19 protein-coding genes are annotated in these 19,294 nt (G+C 43.0%); all 19 read left to right on the forward strand.

The window, feature by feature from the left end:
• Window positions 1–94 precede the first annotated feature (94 nt).
• The gene (locus ACN6MW_RS17705; RefSeq protein ID WP_419871388.1) at window positions 95–604 is read left to right on the forward strand and encodes a GyrI-like domain-containing protein; all 510 of its coding nucleotides are present in this window, start codon (window positions 95–97) and stop codon (window positions 602–604) included.
• A gap of 245 nt (window positions 605–849) precedes the next feature.
• A complete protein-coding gene (locus ACN6MW_RS17710) occupies window positions 850–1,917 on the forward strand; it encodes a nucleotidyltransferase family protein (RefSeq protein WP_419871389.1) in 1,068 nt (355 codons plus the stop codon).
• 16 nt (window positions 1,918–1,933) lie between these two features.
• Window positions 1,934–3,052 carry a hypothetical protein gene (locus ACN6MW_RS17715; protein ID WP_419871390.1) on the forward strand — a complete coding sequence of 373 codons (1,119 nt, stop codon included), beginning with the start codon at window positions 1,934–1,936 and terminating at the stop codon, window positions 3,050–3,052.
• A 25-nt stretch (window positions 3,053–3,077) separates the two neighbouring features.
• Window positions 3,078–3,335 carry a phosphopantetheine-binding protein gene (locus ACN6MW_RS17720; protein WP_419871391.1) on the forward strand — a complete coding sequence of 86 codons (258 nt, stop codon included), beginning with the start codon at window positions 3,078–3,080 and terminating at the stop codon, window positions 3,333–3,335.
• Window positions 3,336–3,340: 5 nt separating this feature from the next.
• Window positions 3,341–4,345, forward strand: coding sequence for an ABC transporter ATP-binding protein (locus ACN6MW_RS17725; protein WP_419876377.1), 1,005 nt, complete (start codon window positions 3,341–3,343; stop codon window positions 4,343–4,345).
• Window positions 4,342–5,130, forward strand: coding sequence for an ABC transporter permease (locus ACN6MW_RS17730; RefSeq protein WP_419871392.1), 789 nt, complete (start codon window positions 4,342–4,344; stop codon window positions 5,128–5,130). The genes ACN6MW_RS17725 and ACN6MW_RS17730 overlap by 4 nt, the downstream gene beginning before the upstream one ends.
• 4 nt (window positions 5,131–5,134) lie before the next feature.
• Window positions 5,135–5,947: an ABC transporter permease gene (locus tag ACN6MW_RS17735; RefSeq protein WP_419871393.1), complete on the forward strand. Its 813-nt coding sequence runs from the start codon at window positions 5,135–5,137 to the stop codon at window positions 5,945–5,947.
• 12 nt (window positions 5,948–5,959) lie between these two features.
• Window positions 5,960–6,940, forward strand: coding sequence for a hypothetical protein (locus ACN6MW_RS17740; protein ID WP_419871394.1), 981 nt, complete (start codon window positions 5,960–5,962; stop codon window positions 6,938–6,940).
• A gap of 64 nt (window positions 6,941–7,004) precedes the next feature.
• A complete protein-coding gene (locus ACN6MW_RS17745; RefSeq protein WP_419871395.1) occupies window positions 7,005–7,196 on the forward strand; it encodes a phosphopantetheine-binding protein in 192 nt (63 codons plus the stop codon).
• Window positions 7,197–7,207: 11 nt separating this feature from the next.
• Window positions 7,208–8,398, forward strand: a complete 1,191-nt coding sequence (locus tag ACN6MW_RS17750; protein ID WP_419871396.1) for a hypothetical protein — start codon at window positions 7,208–7,210, stop codon at window positions 8,396–8,398.
• 40 nt (window positions 8,399–8,438) lie between these two features.
• Entirely contained in the window at window positions 8,439–9,728 is a 1,290-nt protein-coding gene (locus ACN6MW_RS17755) for a DegT/DnrJ/EryC1/StrS family aminotransferase (protein WP_419871397.1), read from the forward strand.
• 83 nt (window positions 9,729–9,811) lie between these two features.
• The gene (gene hisH / locus ACN6MW_RS17760) at window positions 9,812–10,411 is read left to right on the forward strand and encodes an imidazole glycerol phosphate synthase subunit HisH (RefSeq protein WP_419871398.1); all 600 of its coding nucleotides are present in this window, start codon (window positions 9,812–9,814) and stop codon (window positions 10,409–10,411) included.
• 40 nt (window positions 10,412–10,451) lie between these two features.
• A complete protein-coding gene (gene hisF / locus ACN6MW_RS17765; RefSeq protein ID WP_419871399.1) occupies window positions 10,452–11,225 on the forward strand; it encodes an imidazole glycerol phosphate synthase subunit HisF in 774 nt (257 codons plus the stop codon).
• A gap of 50 nt (window positions 11,226–11,275) precedes the next feature.
• Entirely contained in the window at window positions 11,276–12,382 is a 1,107-nt protein-coding gene (locus ACN6MW_RS17770; protein WP_419871400.1) for a hypothetical protein, read from the forward strand.
• A gap of 685 nt (window positions 12,383–13,067) precedes the next feature.
• Entirely contained in the window at window positions 13,068–13,418 is a 351-nt protein-coding gene (locus tag ACN6MW_RS17775; RefSeq protein WP_419871401.1) for a hypothetical protein, read from the forward strand.
• 763 nt (window positions 13,419–14,181) lie between these two features.
• On the forward strand, window positions 14,182–14,307 hold the full coding sequence (locus ACN6MW_RS17780; RefSeq protein WP_419871402.1) for a hypothetical protein: 126 nt from the start codon (window positions 14,182–14,184) through the stop codon (window positions 14,305–14,307).
• 237 nt (window positions 14,308–14,544) lie between these two features.
• Complete coding sequence (locus ACN6MW_RS17785) at window positions 14,545–15,180, forward strand: FMN-dependent NADH-azoreductase (RefSeq protein ID WP_419871403.1); 636 nt, start codon at window positions 14,545–14,547, stop codon at window positions 15,178–15,180.
• A gap of 455 nt (window positions 15,181–15,635) precedes the next feature.
• Window positions 15,636–17,663 (forward strand): methyl-accepting chemotaxis protein, encoded by a 2,028-nt coding sequence (locus ACN6MW_RS17790; RefSeq protein WP_419871404.1) that lies wholly within the window; start codon window positions 15,636–15,638, stop codon window positions 17,661–17,663.
• 532 nt (window positions 17,664–18,195) lie between these two features.
• The gene (locus ACN6MW_RS17795) at window positions 18,196–19,179 is read left to right on the forward strand and encodes a phosphotransferase (RefSeq protein WP_419871405.1); all 984 of its coding nucleotides are present in this window, start codon (window positions 18,196–18,198) and stop codon (window positions 19,177–19,179) included.
• Window positions 19,180–19,294: the final 115 nt, after the last annotated feature.

Genomic DNA, 19,294 nt, shown 5'->3' on the forward strand with positions numbered 1-19,294 from the left:
GCAGGTTTGCTGAACAATACATCCTTCCAAAAAGAGGGGATAGTTTGTTTTTGTAGAAAGAACAGGGGAATAAACTTCTCTAGGAGGTCGTTGGATGACTATAAGAATCGTTGAAAGAGAAAACTTCCGGATCATAGGAATGAAGGTTGAAACCCTGTTGAAAGACACTAGGGAGCAGCAGATAATCCCGAAGCTACAGCAATCGTTTAATGAAAAAATAGAAGAAGTGAGCGGTGCTGTCGATCTCCCAATTACCTATGGCCTTTTCATCGACCCGCCAAATTATAACCCGGATATTGATCTGTTTACATGGATAGCAGGTGTAAAAGTTAGTCCTGACGCAGAGCTCCCAGTAGATATGATTTTATACGAACTTCCTAAAGCGACCTACGCTGTTTTGGAATATAAAGGGGACATCGACAGAGCTGGTGATGCTTATGGAGAGTTATTTGAATGGATAAATGATTCAGAGTATGAACAAGCAGGAACTTATGGGTTCGAGTTGTATTCCAAGGTTCATTCACCGTTAGAACGAGGAAATGCCGATTTTTTGTTGCATTTCCCGATAGTGTGTAAGGTGAACAGGTTTGCCAGGTATATATAGATAAAAAAAGAACAGCAGTTCTGCGCTCAAGCGCGGGGCTGCTTTTTTGTTTCTAATAAATGTATATAAGTACATAAGTTATACGCTTTGATAGTGAATTTCAAATTTATCCAGATAATATTAGAAATAGGAATGTGAGAAAATCTAAAGAAATAGAGGTGAATCTGTTATATAAATGACTAATGGGATTCGTTCCATTTGATGGAAAATAACTAAAGGTAAGAGGATAAAGAAGAGGTGTAGTGATGAACTTGGGTAATCAAAATGTAGAGAAAGAATTTCTACTACTTTCATTGTTGAAAAACCGTACGGTTGAGGAAAACGATAGACTGGTAGAATTGTCTTCCCATGAAATCGACTGGGGTTGGATTGGCGGTCAAATCATGCATCACCGCTTATCGGGATATTTTTATTTTGGCTTAGGTGACCTTCGGAAGAAATTATTGTTTAAAGAGTTTTTAAAAGCGATAGACCTCATCGTTAAGGCGCAGGCACAGCAAGTAAGAGAGATTAATCAAATTATTTTACCTGTTCTTCAAGAGCTTGATGATAAGGGAATTCGTTATGCGGCGCTTAAAGGTCTCGTATTTAATGCTAGCTTATATGGACTGGGTGAGCGCCGTTCGAACGATAGCGATATTTTAGTTTTGGAAGATGATTTGGAACGACTGGATGAGGTGCTGCGAAAGCATGGGTATATCCAAACCTTTCTGCACAACGGGGAGTATAAGGAAGCCACCCGGAAAGAGAAAATGATTCAGCGAATGAATTATCACGATCTGGTTCCTTATGTGAAAATGGTGGATTCTTCTTTCATAAGTTATCACGAAATTGATGTGAACTTCCATATTGACTCGAAGGAGAACGATATTACTCGTGAAGTGTTTGAGATCGGAACCGAGTTGTATGCGAATGATCTGTATGAAGTAAAAGGTCTTCCATGGGAGACGCATTTGGCGCAGCTATGCATTCATTTTTTCCGAGAAGGATCCAGCAGCTTATGGAGTTCGGGCCGTCGTGATGTTGTCTTATACAAGCTGATTGATATTGCAAACACGCTGAGATTGAATCAAAGCGAAGAGCGCTTAGCCCAATGGATAACGTTGATGAAGAAGCTTAAATTGGAAAAGGCCTGCTATTACACTTTACATCATGTGGATCAGTTTTATCCGCAAATCATTTCTGATCAGATCCTACAGGACGCTAAGCCGATTGATACGGCCTACTTGAATGAAATTGCCGTTTCTGGTGAAGAGAGAACTGTAACGCGCCAGACATCGTTCCGAGATGAAGCTTTCAACCTACTTTTTTAAAAATGAGGAAACCGCTATGGGCAACAATAAATTAAGGCTTGAAGTGGAGCCTGAAGACGAGATTATACGGTTAGTAGGCTTCGCGTCAGAGAAGATTGTTTCCATCGAAAGAATGAAGGAAGGTTTAATAATTGAGTTGGAGGAGGGGACGAATACCGAGGAAGTTCTCTCTAAAATCCAGCGAATGATTAAACAAAGCCAGTCCCCTCGAAATCTGTCGCAGCAGACTGTCATTCACACAATCGGAGATTGCAGTGAGAAACCTTATAATACCGATTTTCCAGAAGGGCTCGTTAAATATTATGGTGAGGGGTTAATTAGGTTAAAGGGAGAGGCGCTGCACCTGCTCCATTATTTTGATAACCGATTTAGACAATTGGCGATGGAGTTGGGTGCCGAGGAAACGCAATATCCGACGCTGCTGCCCCTCTCAGCCATGGAGAAAACGGGATACCTCCGCACATCTCCGCAATATTCGATGTTTGTCTGTCATCCTAGGGAAGACGTCGATGATTTGTTAAAGCTGAGCAGAGAGGTTGAGGAGGGACACGCGGCAGACGTGATAGCACAGCCAAACTTCGTTTTAACTCCAGCTGCTTGCTTTCATTGTTATATGGATTTAGAGCATGCGCATGTGGATCGGCCTGCTGTCTATACTTTTCGCCAGAACGTATTCCGGCACGAGGGAAGAATGAATTGGGAGGGGTTCGGCCGACTCCGAGACTATCATGTGCGAGAGCTCGTGTTTCTAGGTGATGAACCGTTTGTAAGAGAGCAACGAAAGCATGTAGTAGACAAGGTTATACAAATAGCAGAAGAGCTTAAGTTAACAGCGAGAGTGTGTGTGACGAGTGATCCGTTTATTATCCCTTCTATGCAGAAGTTTAAGAGAATTCAATTAGAAGAAGAAAGTAAGCTGGAGCTTCAGTTAGCCTACGGTCCGGAAGATTATTTGGCGGCAGCGTCGTTTAATGTTCATGGCACTGCGTTTACAGCCCCGTTTCAGATCACGATAAAAGATATTTCTGAGACCGTCACGGGTTGCGTTGGTTTTGGACTGGAACGTTGGGTGCTTGCCTTCCTGGCGCAGCATGGGCCAGACCCCGAGCAATGGAATATTAGGATCAATTACTAAAAATATAATGGAGGTCTTTTTGAGTATGGTGAACGTGGAGCAAATCGTCTTGGAAAGCTATGCGAAAGTACTGGAAGAAGCGAATTTAAATTTCAAACCATCGCTAGACGTTGTGATTGGCAGGGATTCTGGCTTAGATTCTCTGGGACTAGTGAATCTTATGATAGAAATTGAAGAAGCGCTAGATATTACACTGGAATCTGTGTTAGTCGAGATCAGACAAAGTCACAAATTAAATGAGCTCGTGGCATTAGTGCAGCGGGCACTTGAGGTATGTAAGTGAAGAGCATCATTCAGGTGGAGAATCTATCGAAACAATACAACATACCACGAAAAAAACCAGGTTTTGTTGGTTCGATACAATCTTTATTTTCAACGCAATACGAGACTAAAACAGCAGTAGATAATATCTCCTTTCAGATCGAACGAGGTGAGATGGTCGGCTTTATTGGACCTAATGGAGCAGGGAAATCGACAACGATCAAAATGCTGACAGGAATTCTAGTCCCGACTGCAGGAGAGCTCCGTGTCCATGGAAGGGTTCCCCATAAGCACCGCGAGGAGAACGCTGCGAATATCGGTGTTGTATTCGGGCAGCGAACACAGTTGTGGTGGGATTTGCCGCTTGTCGAGTCTTTTGAATTACTAAAGTACATCTATAAAGTGCCCGAGGCTCGTTTTAAGAAGAATCTGCAGTTTCTCACTGATTTGCTTGATGTGGGAACCTTTATACACACGCCAGTCAGGCAGTTAAGCCTAGGTCAACGTATGCGGGCAGATTTGCTGGCTTCTCTGCTTCATGATCCATCCATCTTATTTCTGGACGAGCCGACAATCGGCTTGGACGCCCTAGCCAAGGAGAAAATCAGGGAACTGCTCGTATCGATCAATAAGGAGAAGAACGTTACCGTCCTTCTGACCACTCATGACATGGTAGATATCGAGCAAACCTGCAATAGGATGGTCATTATTGATAAGGGAAATAAGATCTACGATGGTGGAATTGAGGAGATTAAGAACAATTACGGCAAAATCAGGACACTGGTTGTAGATTTTAAGAACACGCCTAAGTTACAGCCAATAGACGCCGTAATCTCCATTTCGAATGAAGGTCTTACCTATAAAATACAGTTTGAAAAGGATATATTATCGGCTTCTAAGCTTATTTCCATGATCTCCGAACATAACGAGTTGGTTGATCTCTCGATTCAGGAGCCTGAGATTGAAAATATCATCAGAGAGATCTATAAGGGTGAGGATGATAAGGCTGGCTTGCAAAGGGTTGCTCTATGAGAGCCTATATTGAAGTCGCTAGACGATCCTTTCACCGCAAATCATCCTATAAGCTAGAGTATTATCTAGGATTGTTCGGTTCGTTGCTTAGCATCTTCATCAGTGTGGCGATTTGGAAGGCGGTATATGGATCAACAGCAAGCTTCGCAGGTATTACACAAGAGCAGGCTGTTACTTATGCGGTCATCGCCATGCTCATGAGAATTGTTCTATCGATGAACGAATTTTTAATTGACGGGAAAATTAAATCTGGTGAAATCGCCTCTGATTTAATCCGCCCCTATCATTTTCTAACGTACGTCTTCTCAATGATTATTGGCGAAGTAGGATTTAATTTGTGGACAAAGGCGCTACCGTTAATCATATTGTCAATTTTCATGTTTCAATTAGAGGTCTCGCATTCATGGATAAATCTACTTTTCTTTCTGATTAGCGCAGCATTTAGTTATTTGCTTCTTTATTTTTTCAATTTGATCTTTTGGTTGTTTGCCTTCTGGGTCCATCAGACATGGAGTATTGTGACGATAAAAAATGCGGCGGTACTGCTATTATCCGGAGCGACGATTCCTTATTGGTTTTTACCCGATTGGCTGGCCTATATATTTGAATGGCTTCCGTTCAAATATATATACTTCACGCCAGTGACGATTGCATTAGGCGAAGCGCACCAAGGAGACATTCTGAGATTGTTCATTGAGCAAATAGGATGGATCCTCCTATTAGCCGCAGCGGGACTTTTACTATGGCGCCGAGCTCAGAATAAGCTCATCATCCAAGGAGGATAACCTATTGAATACTTTTAGGAAACATTCCTTGACGGAATATATCGCCTTATATTTTCGATTCATGAAGCTGATTATGATGTCAAGGATGATGTATAAATGGGATACCTTCTTACTATCCTTTTCGGTGCTTATTAGAGAGAGTGTCACCGTAGTTACCCTTTATCTCATTCTAACTCGGTTTTCTGAAATCCAAGGCTGGGATATGGGTACGCTGTTGTTCATGTATAGCTTCGTATTTCTCACTTACAGCCTATGTATTTTCCTATTTACCGGTGTTCGAGACTTCGAAGGTGCTGTTCATGGCGGTGAATTTGATGGATATCTGACCAAGCCGATCAAGCCTTTATTTCATGTTATGGCTAAGAAGTCGGATATTATGGCCGCGATAGGACATGGGGGATTAGGAATTCTCTTATTTTTATATTCCTTCTATAAACTAGGGCTGGATTGGTCGGTAAAAACAGCGATGTATGTTCTGTTACTGTTGTTTGGCGGTGTTCTAATTCAAGGAGCGCTGCTTCTGTTATGCGCTGCATTCACCTTTTGGACGACAAAGTCTAGTGAAATCCAAAATATTATGTTTTATCAAACGAGAAGTTTTATCGTCTATCCGATATCTATTTATCCTGCATTCATTAAGATCATTCTCACTTTTATAGTCCCTTTAGCATTCGTGAACTACTACCCTGTGCAGTATCTGGTTAAGCATGAAATGGTTTGGCTTTATATGACACCTGTTGTTGGCATCATAGCTTTCGGTTTCGCTTATATCGTGTGGCGAATGGGGTTGCTTCGGTACAAAAGTACAGGACATTAGCTTGGAGGTTATATGCGGAATTTTGATATTAACATTGCTAGAGAGTACAACTTTATCAAAGACTGTCCTGAGCATCAGGCGATAACCTGGATCGAGAGTAATGGATGGGATGCCAGGCCTGTCTTTTACCGTCAAATTCATCATAGCCTTGCCTTTCTGGATCAGTGTCTGAGTGCTGGCGAATATCAACCTAAATATTTATCGGTGAAAATATGGGATAGTTTGCGCGAGGTCTATGGGATAACTAATGTAAGTCATAACTCATTAATTAATGGTCTTACAATTGATGAAATTATTAACGAATATGGGTTGCCGGTTATGTTGTCATGTGATAGCTTCTGTCTTCCTTACTCCAAAAACTATCATCGCGCTCACGCTGGGACTCGCGTCATCTTATTGGATGTAGACCATGATACCCAGCAATATCTAATTGGAGAAGCTCCCTTTCACATTTGCGAATGGGTAGATAAGGAGTTAATTCTAGAGGCGCATAGAGGGGAGCAGCCTGGCAGGGGATATTATCATTTGCCTCGTTTTCCTACAGTTCCTCATACACTTATGGAGATTGGTCGATTAATAGCGGAATTAGAAACTGAATTACATAAGAGCTTATCCGAACAGCAAAACGAGAATCTAGATCTAAGAGTAGACGCAATCTTACAGTCACCTCATTTTGGTGAACCCTCTCAGCTCATTTTTGTCCTAGAATGTTTTATGCATCTTCAAGCAGGATGGATGAAGCTTGCGAAATGTATAGATTGGCTTAATGAGGATTATGAAATGACCAACATGGAACGTATACATAGTGCGTTAAATGACATGATTAATGCTTGGAAGCGAATGCAGATGGACTATGTGAAGCTATTGAGAAAGCCTCATGAATTTGAAGAGAAAATACGTGAGAAGCTAGTTGCCATTCGGAAACAAGAATGTTCCGTCTATCGAATATTGATTGAATATCTTCGGGAGTTGAGCGCAGCTAATGCCAGGTAATCACAGTCCTTTAGCAGGACTAATAACGGAAATCGTGCAGAGGCACTTAGGAGATCAGGTGCCTATGGATTACAACACGGATTTAAGAACAATCGGATTAGACTCTATTAGCTTTATTCAAATCATTGTGGATATTGAGGTTTCATTAGAATTGGAATGGCCAGAGAATGAGTTGATTATGGATAATTTGTATACCATTGAGCGGTTTGTTCATAGTATCCATCAAAAAAGTGCGAAGCATGGTCTCAACATGTAGGAGGGATTTCGTTGAAAGAATTAATTGCATTATTAGACAACAGTTTTTTGCCCGCTAATCGTTTTCGTTTAAGGTTTAATCATTGCAAGGGTAAGGTCGCGATTGAAAGCGACAATGTAAATATCTTAGTTCATATCAAAGCGTATCTGCATTACCAGGTGGAGGAAGGAGAAAGCTCGCAGGATTGGCGGATTCAAGCGATCTCCCATTATCAGTTTGATTTCAAAGAACTATTTCAAGAGGCCGAAAAGCGGAAGATGGAATATGATGACTACGGATTATTCACATCCTTTGGCAACTGGCAGGGCATTTGGAATCAAAGAACCCAGGGTTTCATCTTCATTAATATCGTGGAAAAGAAAGCAGCTATTTATAACTCGGATGTTCGTGCCCTCTTTATTGATGCTTATAAGTCTGTAAGACAAATTATAACTTCGGAGAGCATTCTTCATGGCGCAGTTCCCGTGCATTGCTCTTGTTTATCCATTGGCGGTCAAGGAATCATGTTTATGGGAGACAAGGGAAGCGGCAAAACAACACTGGTAACAGCGTCATTATTAACACAGGGACGGTTGGCAAATTACCTTGCAAATGATCGGATGCTCGCTTATCCCGAGGAGGGCAGAGTGGACTTATACTCATGGCCTACTGTGCTAGGGATAGGACCAGGTGCGATGCACCACCTCACTGCTTTTGCGCAAGAAATGCGGTTCGACCTGCATGATCGAGCAGGGGGGACAGCCAAATTGTTGTATGATCAAGAGTTGATTGGGGAAAAACCGCCGTTCGATGAGGTTAGTCAATTGCCAGTCGATGAGCAATGGGGTTGGCCTAAGAAGCTGTGGATTACACCGATGGAGGTTGCTACAGCATGTAATACAAACCTTGGAACGAGCACCAAGCTCAGCATGATCGTATTCCCAACACTACGTCCAGACACAAAGACCGTAACAGTCGAGAGAGTCAGCCTAGAGGAATGCAAAGAAATCCTTTCTCAAAATTTACTGCTGGATCTACCCTTCTACCCAAACTGGATGGGACTTCCGTTTGTGTCTAAAGAAGATTTCGATGAAGCGGTAGCTGCGCTAGGGAATACCCTTAATGACGTTCCAGCTTATCGCATTTCAGGAGGAGCAGATACGGAGAGTGTAGTAAAGCAGGTATTTTCTCTTCTTGAGGGCTTGGAATTAACGAATCAATGATGATTATGGCAATGCCTAATAAAGGATGGTGTTTCATATAATGCTAGCAATTCTCGGAGGGCAGCCAGAAGTCACATTCCCGCAACCACATGGCCGTTGGCCCATTTATCCTCTAAAAGTGAAAGAATCGATAAAAGAGTATTTATCGCAAGAAGGGGAACTATCTATTAGTGATAGGACCGGTATTGTGGAAGAGCTAGAGGAAAGGTTTATTGATTATTACGGCTTGCCGTACGCTCTTTTGACCAATTCCGGGAGTAACGCACTGCATGCCGCGTTTGTTTCCATTGGACTTGATCCTGGAGATGAGGTCATTGCTCCTTCTTATGCGTTCCATGCTTGTATAACCTCAGTCATTCATCGGCAAGCGGTTCCGGTATTGTGCGATTCTGAGTATGATTCTGTTAATATAGACCCGGATGCCATAGAGGATCAGATTACTTCAAGAACCCGCGCAATCGTTGTCGTTCATAATTGGGGACATCCGGTAAATCTTGAGAGGATCAGAAGTATAGCGAATAAGCATGGCTTGTATTTAATAGAGGATTGTTCTCATGCCCATGGATCGGAATATAATGGCCAGAAGGTAGGTACATTTGGAGATATCAGCTGTTTTAGTTTGCAAGCGAATAAGCTTATATGTGCCGGTGAAGGCGGACTGCTTCTTACTAGAAATCGGGAGCTTTACGAGAGATCTTGTCTAGTTGGACATTACAGAGGACGCAGCTATACGACCATTGAAACCGAGTTCTACAAACAGTTTGCAGAGACGGGCTATGGCCTAAAATATAGAATACATCCGCTGGCTGCTGTAATCGCAAAAGAATTTTTGTCAGGTCTTGATGAAGAAGTTGAACGACGAAACAATCTTGTAAAGATGCTTAATAGGGCACTTGAAGAATTTCCGGGGTTTAGCCCTCCTAAGGTTAAGGATTATGCAACTAAGCATTCTTACTATGGTTATAAACCGACTATTGATAGTACTCAGCTTGACGGAATTAGGGCAGAGTCCATTATCCAGGCTTTGCGTGCAGAAGGGGTCGAAATACATAAGCCTACATTTAAGGCCATTCATCAACTTGAGCTGTATCAAAGAAAACATATTCGACTCTATTCATCGATGCCTAATAATTGGAGAGTCTATAAAGCGGGCGATTTCCCGAATGTGGAGAGACTGGGTAATGAACTACTAAGCTTAACCCTGCCCACAGGCCCAGCGGCTGAGTCCGTTACGACACAATATATGAATGCATTTCATAAGGTCTTTGACAGTCTTCCACTAATCTACAAGTTGGAGAAGAAGCAACTGGACTCTTCACTCATATCATAGAAGAGAGAAAGGCGGTTGACTCTATGATCAATTGTCTTTTTCGGTTTGTGCTGCAAAATAAGGTAATGTGGAGGATTTATTAAATGATTGGAATTATTGATTACGACGCAGGCAATCTACACAGCGTTACAAATGCAGTTACTCATTTGGGCTTCAAACCAAGGTTAATTAAGCGTCCGGAGGAAATGAAAGAAGTTGAAAAAATTATATTTCCAGGAGTAGGAAATGCGAGAAAAGCCGTACAATCCCTGCAAGCAGAAGGTATGGACAAGGCTATTCATGAAGCGATCTCAGACGGGAAATCGTTATTCGGAATTTGTCTGGGCATGCAGTTGCTTTTAGACTATAGCGAAGAAGGTGATACGAATGCGCTTGGCATTATTGGGGGCAGTGTGAGGAAGTTTGAACACAACTTGAAAGTTCCTCATATAGGCTGGAATGCTGTCGTACAATCAGGCAATCATCCTTTATTTGATGGCGTGCCTAACTACACTTATTTTTACTTTGTTCATTCTTACTTTGCTTCTACGAATGAGAGTCAGCATACCATTGGCCAAACCAGTTATCCAGATGTATTCTCCAGCGCAATCGCCAAAAATAAAGTTAGCGGCGTGCAATTCCATCCTGAGAAAAGCGGTAAATACGGTTTGCAGATTATACATAATTTTTGCTCGATGAAGTAACCCAAAGAGTAATCATAATGTGAGCAGATAGGGGATAAGTATGTTAACCAAAAGAATTATACCGGCTATTGATGTATTGAATGACCAGGCGGTTAAATATGTGAAGTTCCGTAACCCAACGGTCATCGGTGACCCTGCGGAGTTAGGGAAGAGATATGCAGACAACGGCGCGGACGAAATCATTTATTTGGACACGACCGCAAGTCTTAATAACGAAGAAGTGAAATATGATTGGATTCGAAGAGTTGCTGAGGAAGTATTCATTCCATTCTCCGTCATTGGGGGAGTAAGGTCAGTCGATGACTTTAAACGGGTGCTTCGTTCAGGGGCCGATAAAGTCGGGGTGAATTCAGCAGCAGTTACGAGACCGGAGCTGCTTAGAGAAGCATCAGAGGTTTTTGGAAGCCAGTGCGTCGTATTGGGACTTGATGTCATGCCTGTGCGCGGTGAAGATGGGCGTATTGAACGTTGGGAGGTATACACGCATTCCGCACATACTCGTACGGGTCTGGATGCGATCGAGTGGGCGCAGCAGGCAGAAGCACTCGGAGCCGGCGAAATCATATGTACATGTATTGAGAAAGATGGAACGAAGGAAGGGTACGACCTCGAGCTTATGGAAAAGCTCTCCAAGGCTGTGCGTATCCCTGTAATAGCTTCTGGTGGAGCGGGTAAAATCGAACATATCAAGGATGTTCTAATCGATGGAAGAGCAGACGCGGCGTTAGTGGCTTCATTGCTTCATTATAATGTGCATACGATAGAGGAAATTAAAGCGTACTTGAAGGAACACGACATACCTATTCGATTATAAGATACGGCGCTAGCAGGCTGATCTATTATATTATGAAATGAGGTTATCTGTTGAGCAGCAGCAAATTGTTACCCGTTCGGTATCCGGAAATCACTTGCTTCCCCTATTATGCAGATGTTTTATCCATCGTTGGTGCAACAAGTGATTATTATGCGCCGTGGGTGCTAAGTAATTTCATTCAATTGTCCAGTCATCCTGACCATGAAAGAAACGGGATTCTGAAGCTTGATTTCTTCCAGCCTTGGGTAACTTGGAGCCCCTTCTATTGTCCATTAATAGATGTGCAGATCATAAATAAAGAAATGTTGCATGTGATGAATAAATCAGATGTTATAACCTTTATAACCGATGCGATCGATATGGAGTTTTATGTACATATGAAAGTTAATCACAAATATCTCCCCATTTCGCGTGTGTATCAAAAAAGAGATATGGGCCATGATTTGCTCATATTCGGCTTCGACAAAGAACTTCGAATACTGGATGTAGCAGATAATTTTACTGGCAAGTTTGAATATAAAAAATGCACCTTCGAAGAGTTTCTGGAGGCGTATAATCATCAAGCTATAACGAATTTGGGTAATTATGAAAAGGTGCTATTAATTAAAGCCAATAAAACCGCAAAATACGAATTCGACCTCCTCAAGATTGCTGATTCCTTAAATGATTTCTTAGCGTCCAGAGACACGCGGATTCGTGATGATCAAAGCTTAACGTGGGCAGGAGATCTAACCCTTGGCATCAACACCTACGACAAGATCATTGAACACCTCGATCTTTTGCTGGAAGGAAAGACTTTTTACGATCATAAGCCTTTTCATGTGCTTTGGGAGCATAAGAGGTGTATGGTGCAAAGAATTGAGCTTATGATGGATAAAAAGATTATTCGAGAGCAAAGAATTCTTGCCTCATATAAGGAGATAGAAGACAAGACGCTGATTTTCAGAAATATTATTTTAAAGTATTCCATGAAGCCTGACCCGGGGTCTATTCATAACTTGAAAAGCGAATTACAGGCAATGAAATTGTCGGAGTCCGCTCTTATTCATGAAATCTTGGAGCAAATCCAGAGGAACGTAGCGCAGTCAGACCAAATCATATTGGGGAATAATATGAATGCGAATTTTCGATGGGAGCTCAGAGCAGGGGCAAGATAAGAGGCAACACAGAGGAGGGGAACAGTTTCGGAGTAAAGTCTTCGGAGCTGTTTTTTGTTTCTCAAAATGACATTAAACCCATATTATATTACTTTAGGTAACGTTAAGGGGATTGTTATTCGGATGCAAAATGCAAAGGAGAAATCCATAATGAATATTGGGATTAGCATATTGGTTTCTGTACAATTTAGACGAGGAATCAAGCTTGTTTGGAATTGATTTTCATAGTCGTTATACATTAGTAGTGTCTATCCCAGTAATAACGTGGATTAACTTTATTATTCTCTCTTTTGATAGAAAAAGGGGAGTAAGAGCAAAAGTATAAAACGCTATTCCATTTTTGTTGTGTGCTGTGGTTTATTAATCGAATTGAACTAACGGGAAACTTTAGTTCAACGGTCCAGGAGCAGTTTGCCGCCGCGGCAGCTGCTTCTTTTCTTTGAACTAATTCAATTAGGGTAATATGAAAAACGGGGCAATGGCGGACTTTACTAGCAAATCAGTGGTGGTGAGAGGTGATGGAATGGTAGCCGTTCCCACCCGAACGATAAACCAGAAAGCTACAGGGGGAATACCGTAATATGGGAATACAAAGCGGATCAGCATACTGGCATTGCTGGTAGGCATATTCGTGTTATTTCTAGCTTCAAATGCCTTCTCTCTCATCGCGAAGGCGATTAGAAAAATGGTGGGAACGGAATGGGCAGATACGTTTATAGATAACGACAACTATTGGTTCGGACTGGTGCTTACTATTTTGAGCATGATGTGCGCGGGCTTTTACACCGGCAGATACGCTTATTTGAAAGGTGTGCGATGGAACCAGTCTTTGATCTTGGCCAGTATAATTGGAGGGTTCAGCATTGTTGAATCGTTATTGTTAATCGGTGATCCGCTGGCAGACCCGTTTGGGTTGAATATTTTGTATGACCTGTCAATGATTGCGGCGCTGTTGTACGGGGATTGGTTGGCTAAGATGGAGCGAGATAAGCTGAACCTCGCCAAGTCAAAGAGCGAGGCGATGTCAGAGATATAGCAAAGGGCTTAAAATCCCGACCTTCTCTCAGTAAAAATGAAAGGGGTAGACTAGCAATTTGAGTGGGTAGAATGGAAGGTACTCCTGAGATTTTTAGGGGTTCTTTGGCTTGACCATTAGACAAGTCATTAAGCTACCCCGAAAATTACTCTTAGCACAAATCTGAAAATGGCAGCACGAAACCAATGGGTTCAAATTAATTTAGGGTCACAACAGACGTCTAGTAAGATCACTCGCATTTCTTATTCTCAGTATACAACAAACCCATTACAAACAAGGCACTGGGCTGATTTTTACAGATTCTGTATTAGTTTTAGTTTGCAGGGCTCTCCTCAGTAGCAGGCTTTTTTATTATTTCACCTGTCTACCGCATGGGGAGCATATCAACCAGGCATTTCTCAATATCATAAATCCTTTAAAATCAGGCTTCTCGATCTATAACGTTTATGTATCTCACTTGGATCTTTGGCATGCTTACAGAAATAATAGTAATGTGGATAGTCACCTGGAGATGAACCTTTTTTCACCAATTCGAGAGCGGCATCTATTCTTTAGGCGAACTGCTGCCTAATGCAAGCGGCGAGCGCTAAAGTGCACATCAACGTGTTCAGGACATTATAGAATCAGCTAAGCTGGCAGATGAAGTAGGTTTAGATCTTTTCGGAATAGGTGAACACCATTGGCTGGATCGTTACTTCGTCCTACGCCATGATTCTCTCCGTGATCGCTCAAGCCTACTAAGAGCATTCGTGTCATAAGCGCGTTGTCCGTACTTAACACGGCTGATTCCGTTCGCGTCTATGAAGATTTCGCCACGTTGGATTTAATCTCGGGTAGAAGGGCGGAGCTGATTGCCGGAAGAGGTGCCTTTCTCGAGTCCTTCAAATAGAAACCGTGACTTGGTCGGGAAAATTTCGTTCGCCCTTGCATGAGGCAAGCATCGCACCTCGTCCTTATCAACCATCCTTGCCGATCGGGATTGATTGCTGCTTATTCCCTCGACAAATCTAACGCCGGGTAGACAAATGGAACGATTCACCTATAAAAGGGAAACATAATTCCTAGGCTCAGGGAAAAACTGATCCAGTACAACACAATTCGTAATTAAAGGAGAGGGCTACTACTCGTGGCAAAAGTGCTATATATTACTGCTCATCCCCATGATCATCAGACATCTTACAGTATGGCTGTCGGTAAGGCGTTCATTGAAGCCTATCGCGAAGCCCATGCCCATGACGAAGTCATTTCGATTGATCTCTATAACTCGTACATTCCGCACATCGATGCCGACGTGTTCAGCGGCTGGGGCAAGCTCCGTAGCGGTTCGGAGTTCAGTGCTTTATCCGCTGAAGAACAGAAAAAGGTCAGCCGGTTGAATGAGCTAACGGAACATTTCGTTGAGGCAGACAAATATGTGTTCGTGACGCCGATGTGGAACTTCTCCTTTCCGCCGGTGATGAAAGCCTATCTCGACGCGCTTTGTGTCGTAGGCAAGACTTTCAAGTACACAGAGAGTGGGCCGGTTGGCCTATTAGAAGGCAAAAAAGCGCTGCATATCCAGGCACGGGGTGGGATCTATTCGGAAGGACCCGCAGCAGAGATGGAATCAGGGCATCGTTATATCGGGATTATTATGAATTTCTTCGGCATTCCACACACAGAGGGCATATTCGTCGAGGGCCATAATCAATTTCCGGAACGAGCAACTGAAATTAAGGAAGCTGCCATCGCGAATGCGCGTGAACACGCAAAAACGTTCTAACGCCACTGAAAGCTGCTAAGAGGTTCGTGTCTAAATTCCTTGCACAGTGAGCTGTGGTGAGTAAATGGCTGGTGATTGGGGTCAAAGAAGCATTTGCTTAAGTTAAAGGGATTGCTACTTCTCGTAATCTATTTGGTGAACTGCTTTATCTGCTGAATGCAAGCATGAAGCAAAGCATGTAAGTGGCGCCCAGGCAGCAAGTTTTGCCTGTGGCGCCTTCTTTATCTTGCGTCACAAGGACTGCAATTCTGCAACAGTACCAAAATTGGAGCCTCATGCATCCGAGTCTCATACGAGCTATCCCTGACTAAAATCTGTATTGTCTTCCTTGAAGATCTCAAAAACGGAAAATATTACAAAGACAATGACTATGAAGCAAACGTTTGCTACTGCCGATATATAGAGTATTACATCGAGAATACAGAACCTATCAAAGGAAAGACAGGAGAATCATTATGAGTAAAAATAGAAAAATTATGCATGTTTTTAGCAGTACCGCAAGACAATTCGTTCTCATGCGTACCAAGCTGATTATTGCTTTTTTGGCCGTTCTCATTGTTCCTTCCGCAGTCATCGGATACTATTCCTATGACAGCGCAAAGCAAACGGTACAGGAAAAAATGACCAGTGGAACCAACTCGAGCATGGCGCTTGTGACGAATAGCGTGCACAATTATTTTTCGCCGGTTATGAATGAAGTCAACCTGCTGGCAGAGGACCTTAACAGTCTGGCAGATCAAAGCCAGGCAGTCGAACATCTGAACCGCTTTAAGAATCATTTTACTAATTTTGAAGCCTTAGTATTGGTTAATGATGCAGGAAATTATACAGCGGTTCCGGCGGTAGATCAAAAAGACTATGATCCAAGGCAGGAAAGCTGGTACAGCACTGCTGTAGCTGCTGCAGGGAAAGTTGTTATTTCGCCTCTGGCTAAAAATGAAAAGACCGGCAATTATATCACTGTACTCTCCCGAATGTTGAATAATGGCAATGGCGTATTGGCCGTTTCGTTAAACCTAACCCCGCTAGCCGAAAGCTTAAAAGGGACGAAGATTGGCGACACCGGAACGATGATGGTTATCGATTCGGCGAACCAGGTCGTCACCGGCACCGGTTTTGTGTTTGACGTCGGTGCTCTCCAAGTCGGCGGGCCGATCGAAGGGCTAATTACAGTCTCGGACAGTTTGCCAAGTGATTTAACAACGATAAAAAAAGAGGTTCTTCCCCTGCAGAATATGGACATGGAATTCTACTCCGCAGTCGAGCCGATTACAGGCTGGAGTGTCGTTAGTATTCTTGCTCTGAATGATTATACAGTTGCAGCCGAACCGATCTTAAAGCGGATGCTTCGTGTCCTGGGTATTGCAATTTTGCTTTCGGGTATCGTTATTTTCTTCATGATTCGTATGGTTCATGTTCCGCTGAAGCAACTGAAGCAGGTTACGCGCAGCGTCAGCAATGGCGACCTAACTGTAGCCGTAGCGATGAAAAGAAAGGATGAATTCGGCGATTTGGCTTCAGATTTCAATGCGATGATCAGTTCGCTTCGGTCGGTCGTCTCCGAGATGAGCTCGACCTCGATGAAGCTTACCGCTTCTTCCGAATCGATTAAGGACAGCACAGAGCATACGGCACAATCCGTTCAACACGTTACCGAAACGATTATGGAAACGGCAGAAAATGCTATAAGCGGCGCCGAAGTCTCGAAGCAGACGGAAAAATCGGTTGTCGAGATGGCCAAAGGAGTCAGCTCCATTGCCAAATCGGCTGGCGTCATCGTGTCTTCCGCCGAGCAGACGGAACAGGATATTGCGCTTGGCAGCAAGACATTTGGGCTCGTACGCGGTCAGATGAACCGCATACAGGAGGCAGCTTCCGAATCCGCTCATCTCATCGCCGAGCTGTCCGGGCTTTCGAGCGAAGCGGAACGCATGAGCGAGAGCATCGCGGATATTGCGAAACAGACTAATCTACTGTCGTTAAACGCCTCGATTGAAGCTGCTCGCGCAGGCGAGCATGGGCGCGGCTTTGCTGTTGTTGCTGGTGAAGTGCATAAGCTGTCCGAGCAATCGAAGGAAACGGCCAATGCTATCGGCAGCAACATTAACAAGATGTTTGCGCACATTCAAAGAATAAACGACACGATGCAAACCCGTGTACAGGAACAAATCGGAGAAGGTCTGAGAGTCAGCCAAGAAGCAGCGACGGCTTTCGCTGGTATCGAACGTTCTACAAGCCAGATTGTCGAACAAATTCAAGATATCTCAGCAGTAGCAGAGCAAATTGCTGCAAGCACAGATCAAGTATCGACAAGTGTAACTGAGCTGGCGAATATTTCGAAGCAATCTGCTCATAGCGCTCAGACTACATCCGCTGCCGCTCAGCAGCAGATGGCCTCGATGGAGGAAATTGCCTCTTCGACGCAGGAGCTAGCTGTCATGGCGTCCCAACTTCAAGAGACGGTCAAGCGCTTCACCCTTTAAGCCTCGTAGAAAAGCTGTCCAACGTCTTCAAAGATGACGCTGGGCATACGGGTAAGCCCTACTCCTGGCTATTTAACCTGGGCGAGAGGTGAAGTTGTGACGCCGAATGGCAAGTTCTGCCCAACTTTGCTACATTGCAAAGTTTGGGCACTTTTTCGTTTGTTGCTTTTGAGGTGGTATGGATGATCCAGCCGACAATAATCAGTAGAACCTTTTCTTTCCCGCCGTTGTGCTATCGGGACACGATAGTTGAATAACAAACATTAATGAGCAGGCGCTGCGGCGGCCTGCTCATTGTATTAAGCTCCCATGGAAGAACGCAATTATTCTATAATCTGTGGTGTCGCGTGAGCGGCATGGATAGCTAACGGGCAGTAGAACGTGGGGCTACTTGGTTAGGTACTTAAGAGTTAGCGGTGACCTCATAATACGAACGGGCAGAATAAAGAAGCGATGTATATAATTAAACTTTACCTTTTTCGAGAGTATGGACTGTTATATGATTAAGATAAAAGGTTTAAGGGGTTATGTTATGTACACTCAACCGATTGCCTTACGTTCAGTCTTAGATCCAAAATACTTGGAGTACTGCCTTAGCAAACATTATGATATTGGAGAATGGGATGAGTGTTTGTACTGGCTACGTGGATTAAACGATACTTATAGGGTTCGTATATCCAGTGGTTTTTACATACTTCGTGTTTATCGCCTTTCAATTGATGAGAGTGATGTTGCTTATGAGCTATCCTTATTAACTCAATTAAAAAGCGAATTGAGCTCAGTGGCTACAAAGGTATCGGAACCCATTGTCAAAAAAGACTACAGTTTATACACCATTATAGATGCACCAGAAGGGAAAAGAATTGCCGTGATTTTTCGCTATTTGAAAGGCACTGAGAACGTGCTTCAAGACGAAAAATCATGCTTTTCTTTTGGGAGATCTGCTGCAGAATTACATGCAGCGATGGACCAGATTACCTTAAACCAATCCAGGTATAATCTGGATACAGACTTTCTCATCAATCAATCACTAGATCGTATTGTGAACTACATTGGAGAGAAAAATGGTGCAACGCCTTTTCTACGTGAATTTGCGAAAGCATTAATTGATCGTATTAACAAAGCAACTAGCCATGGTTTGGATTGGGGTATTTGCCATGGAGATATGCATGGAAACAACAATGCATTCCAAGAGGGCGACCATTTCACTCATTATGATTTTGAATGGTCGGCGAAAGGTTGGCGAGCCTATGACTTGGCACAAGTTCGGGGTAGAAAACGTCAATTAGAGGATAGAAAAGAGTCGCTGTGGAATGCGTTAATCTCGGGCTATCGATCCGTCAGAGACTTCTCCGATCAAGACGAATTGGCGGTTGAATTGTTTATGAAAGCTCGTCGGTTTTGGGTGATGGGTCTTGAAGTTACTTTCATCCCTAATGATTTTGGAGTTCTTGATTATTCAGAAGATTGGCTTGAAGAATTTATTAATGAATTTCAAATGTACAATATTATTTAACAAAAGCATTATAAACACTTTATTTATTCAACTAACGGGACACGATAGTTCAATAAACACACGGAAGCAGCCGACCACAATGATCGGCTGCTTTATTACGCTAACGGGCATATTA

It is taken from the genome of Pristimantibacillus sp. PTI5 (genome assembly GCF_048572955.1).
Lineage (GTDB): Bacteria > Bacillota > Bacilli > Paenibacillales > Paenibacillaceae > Pristimantibacillus.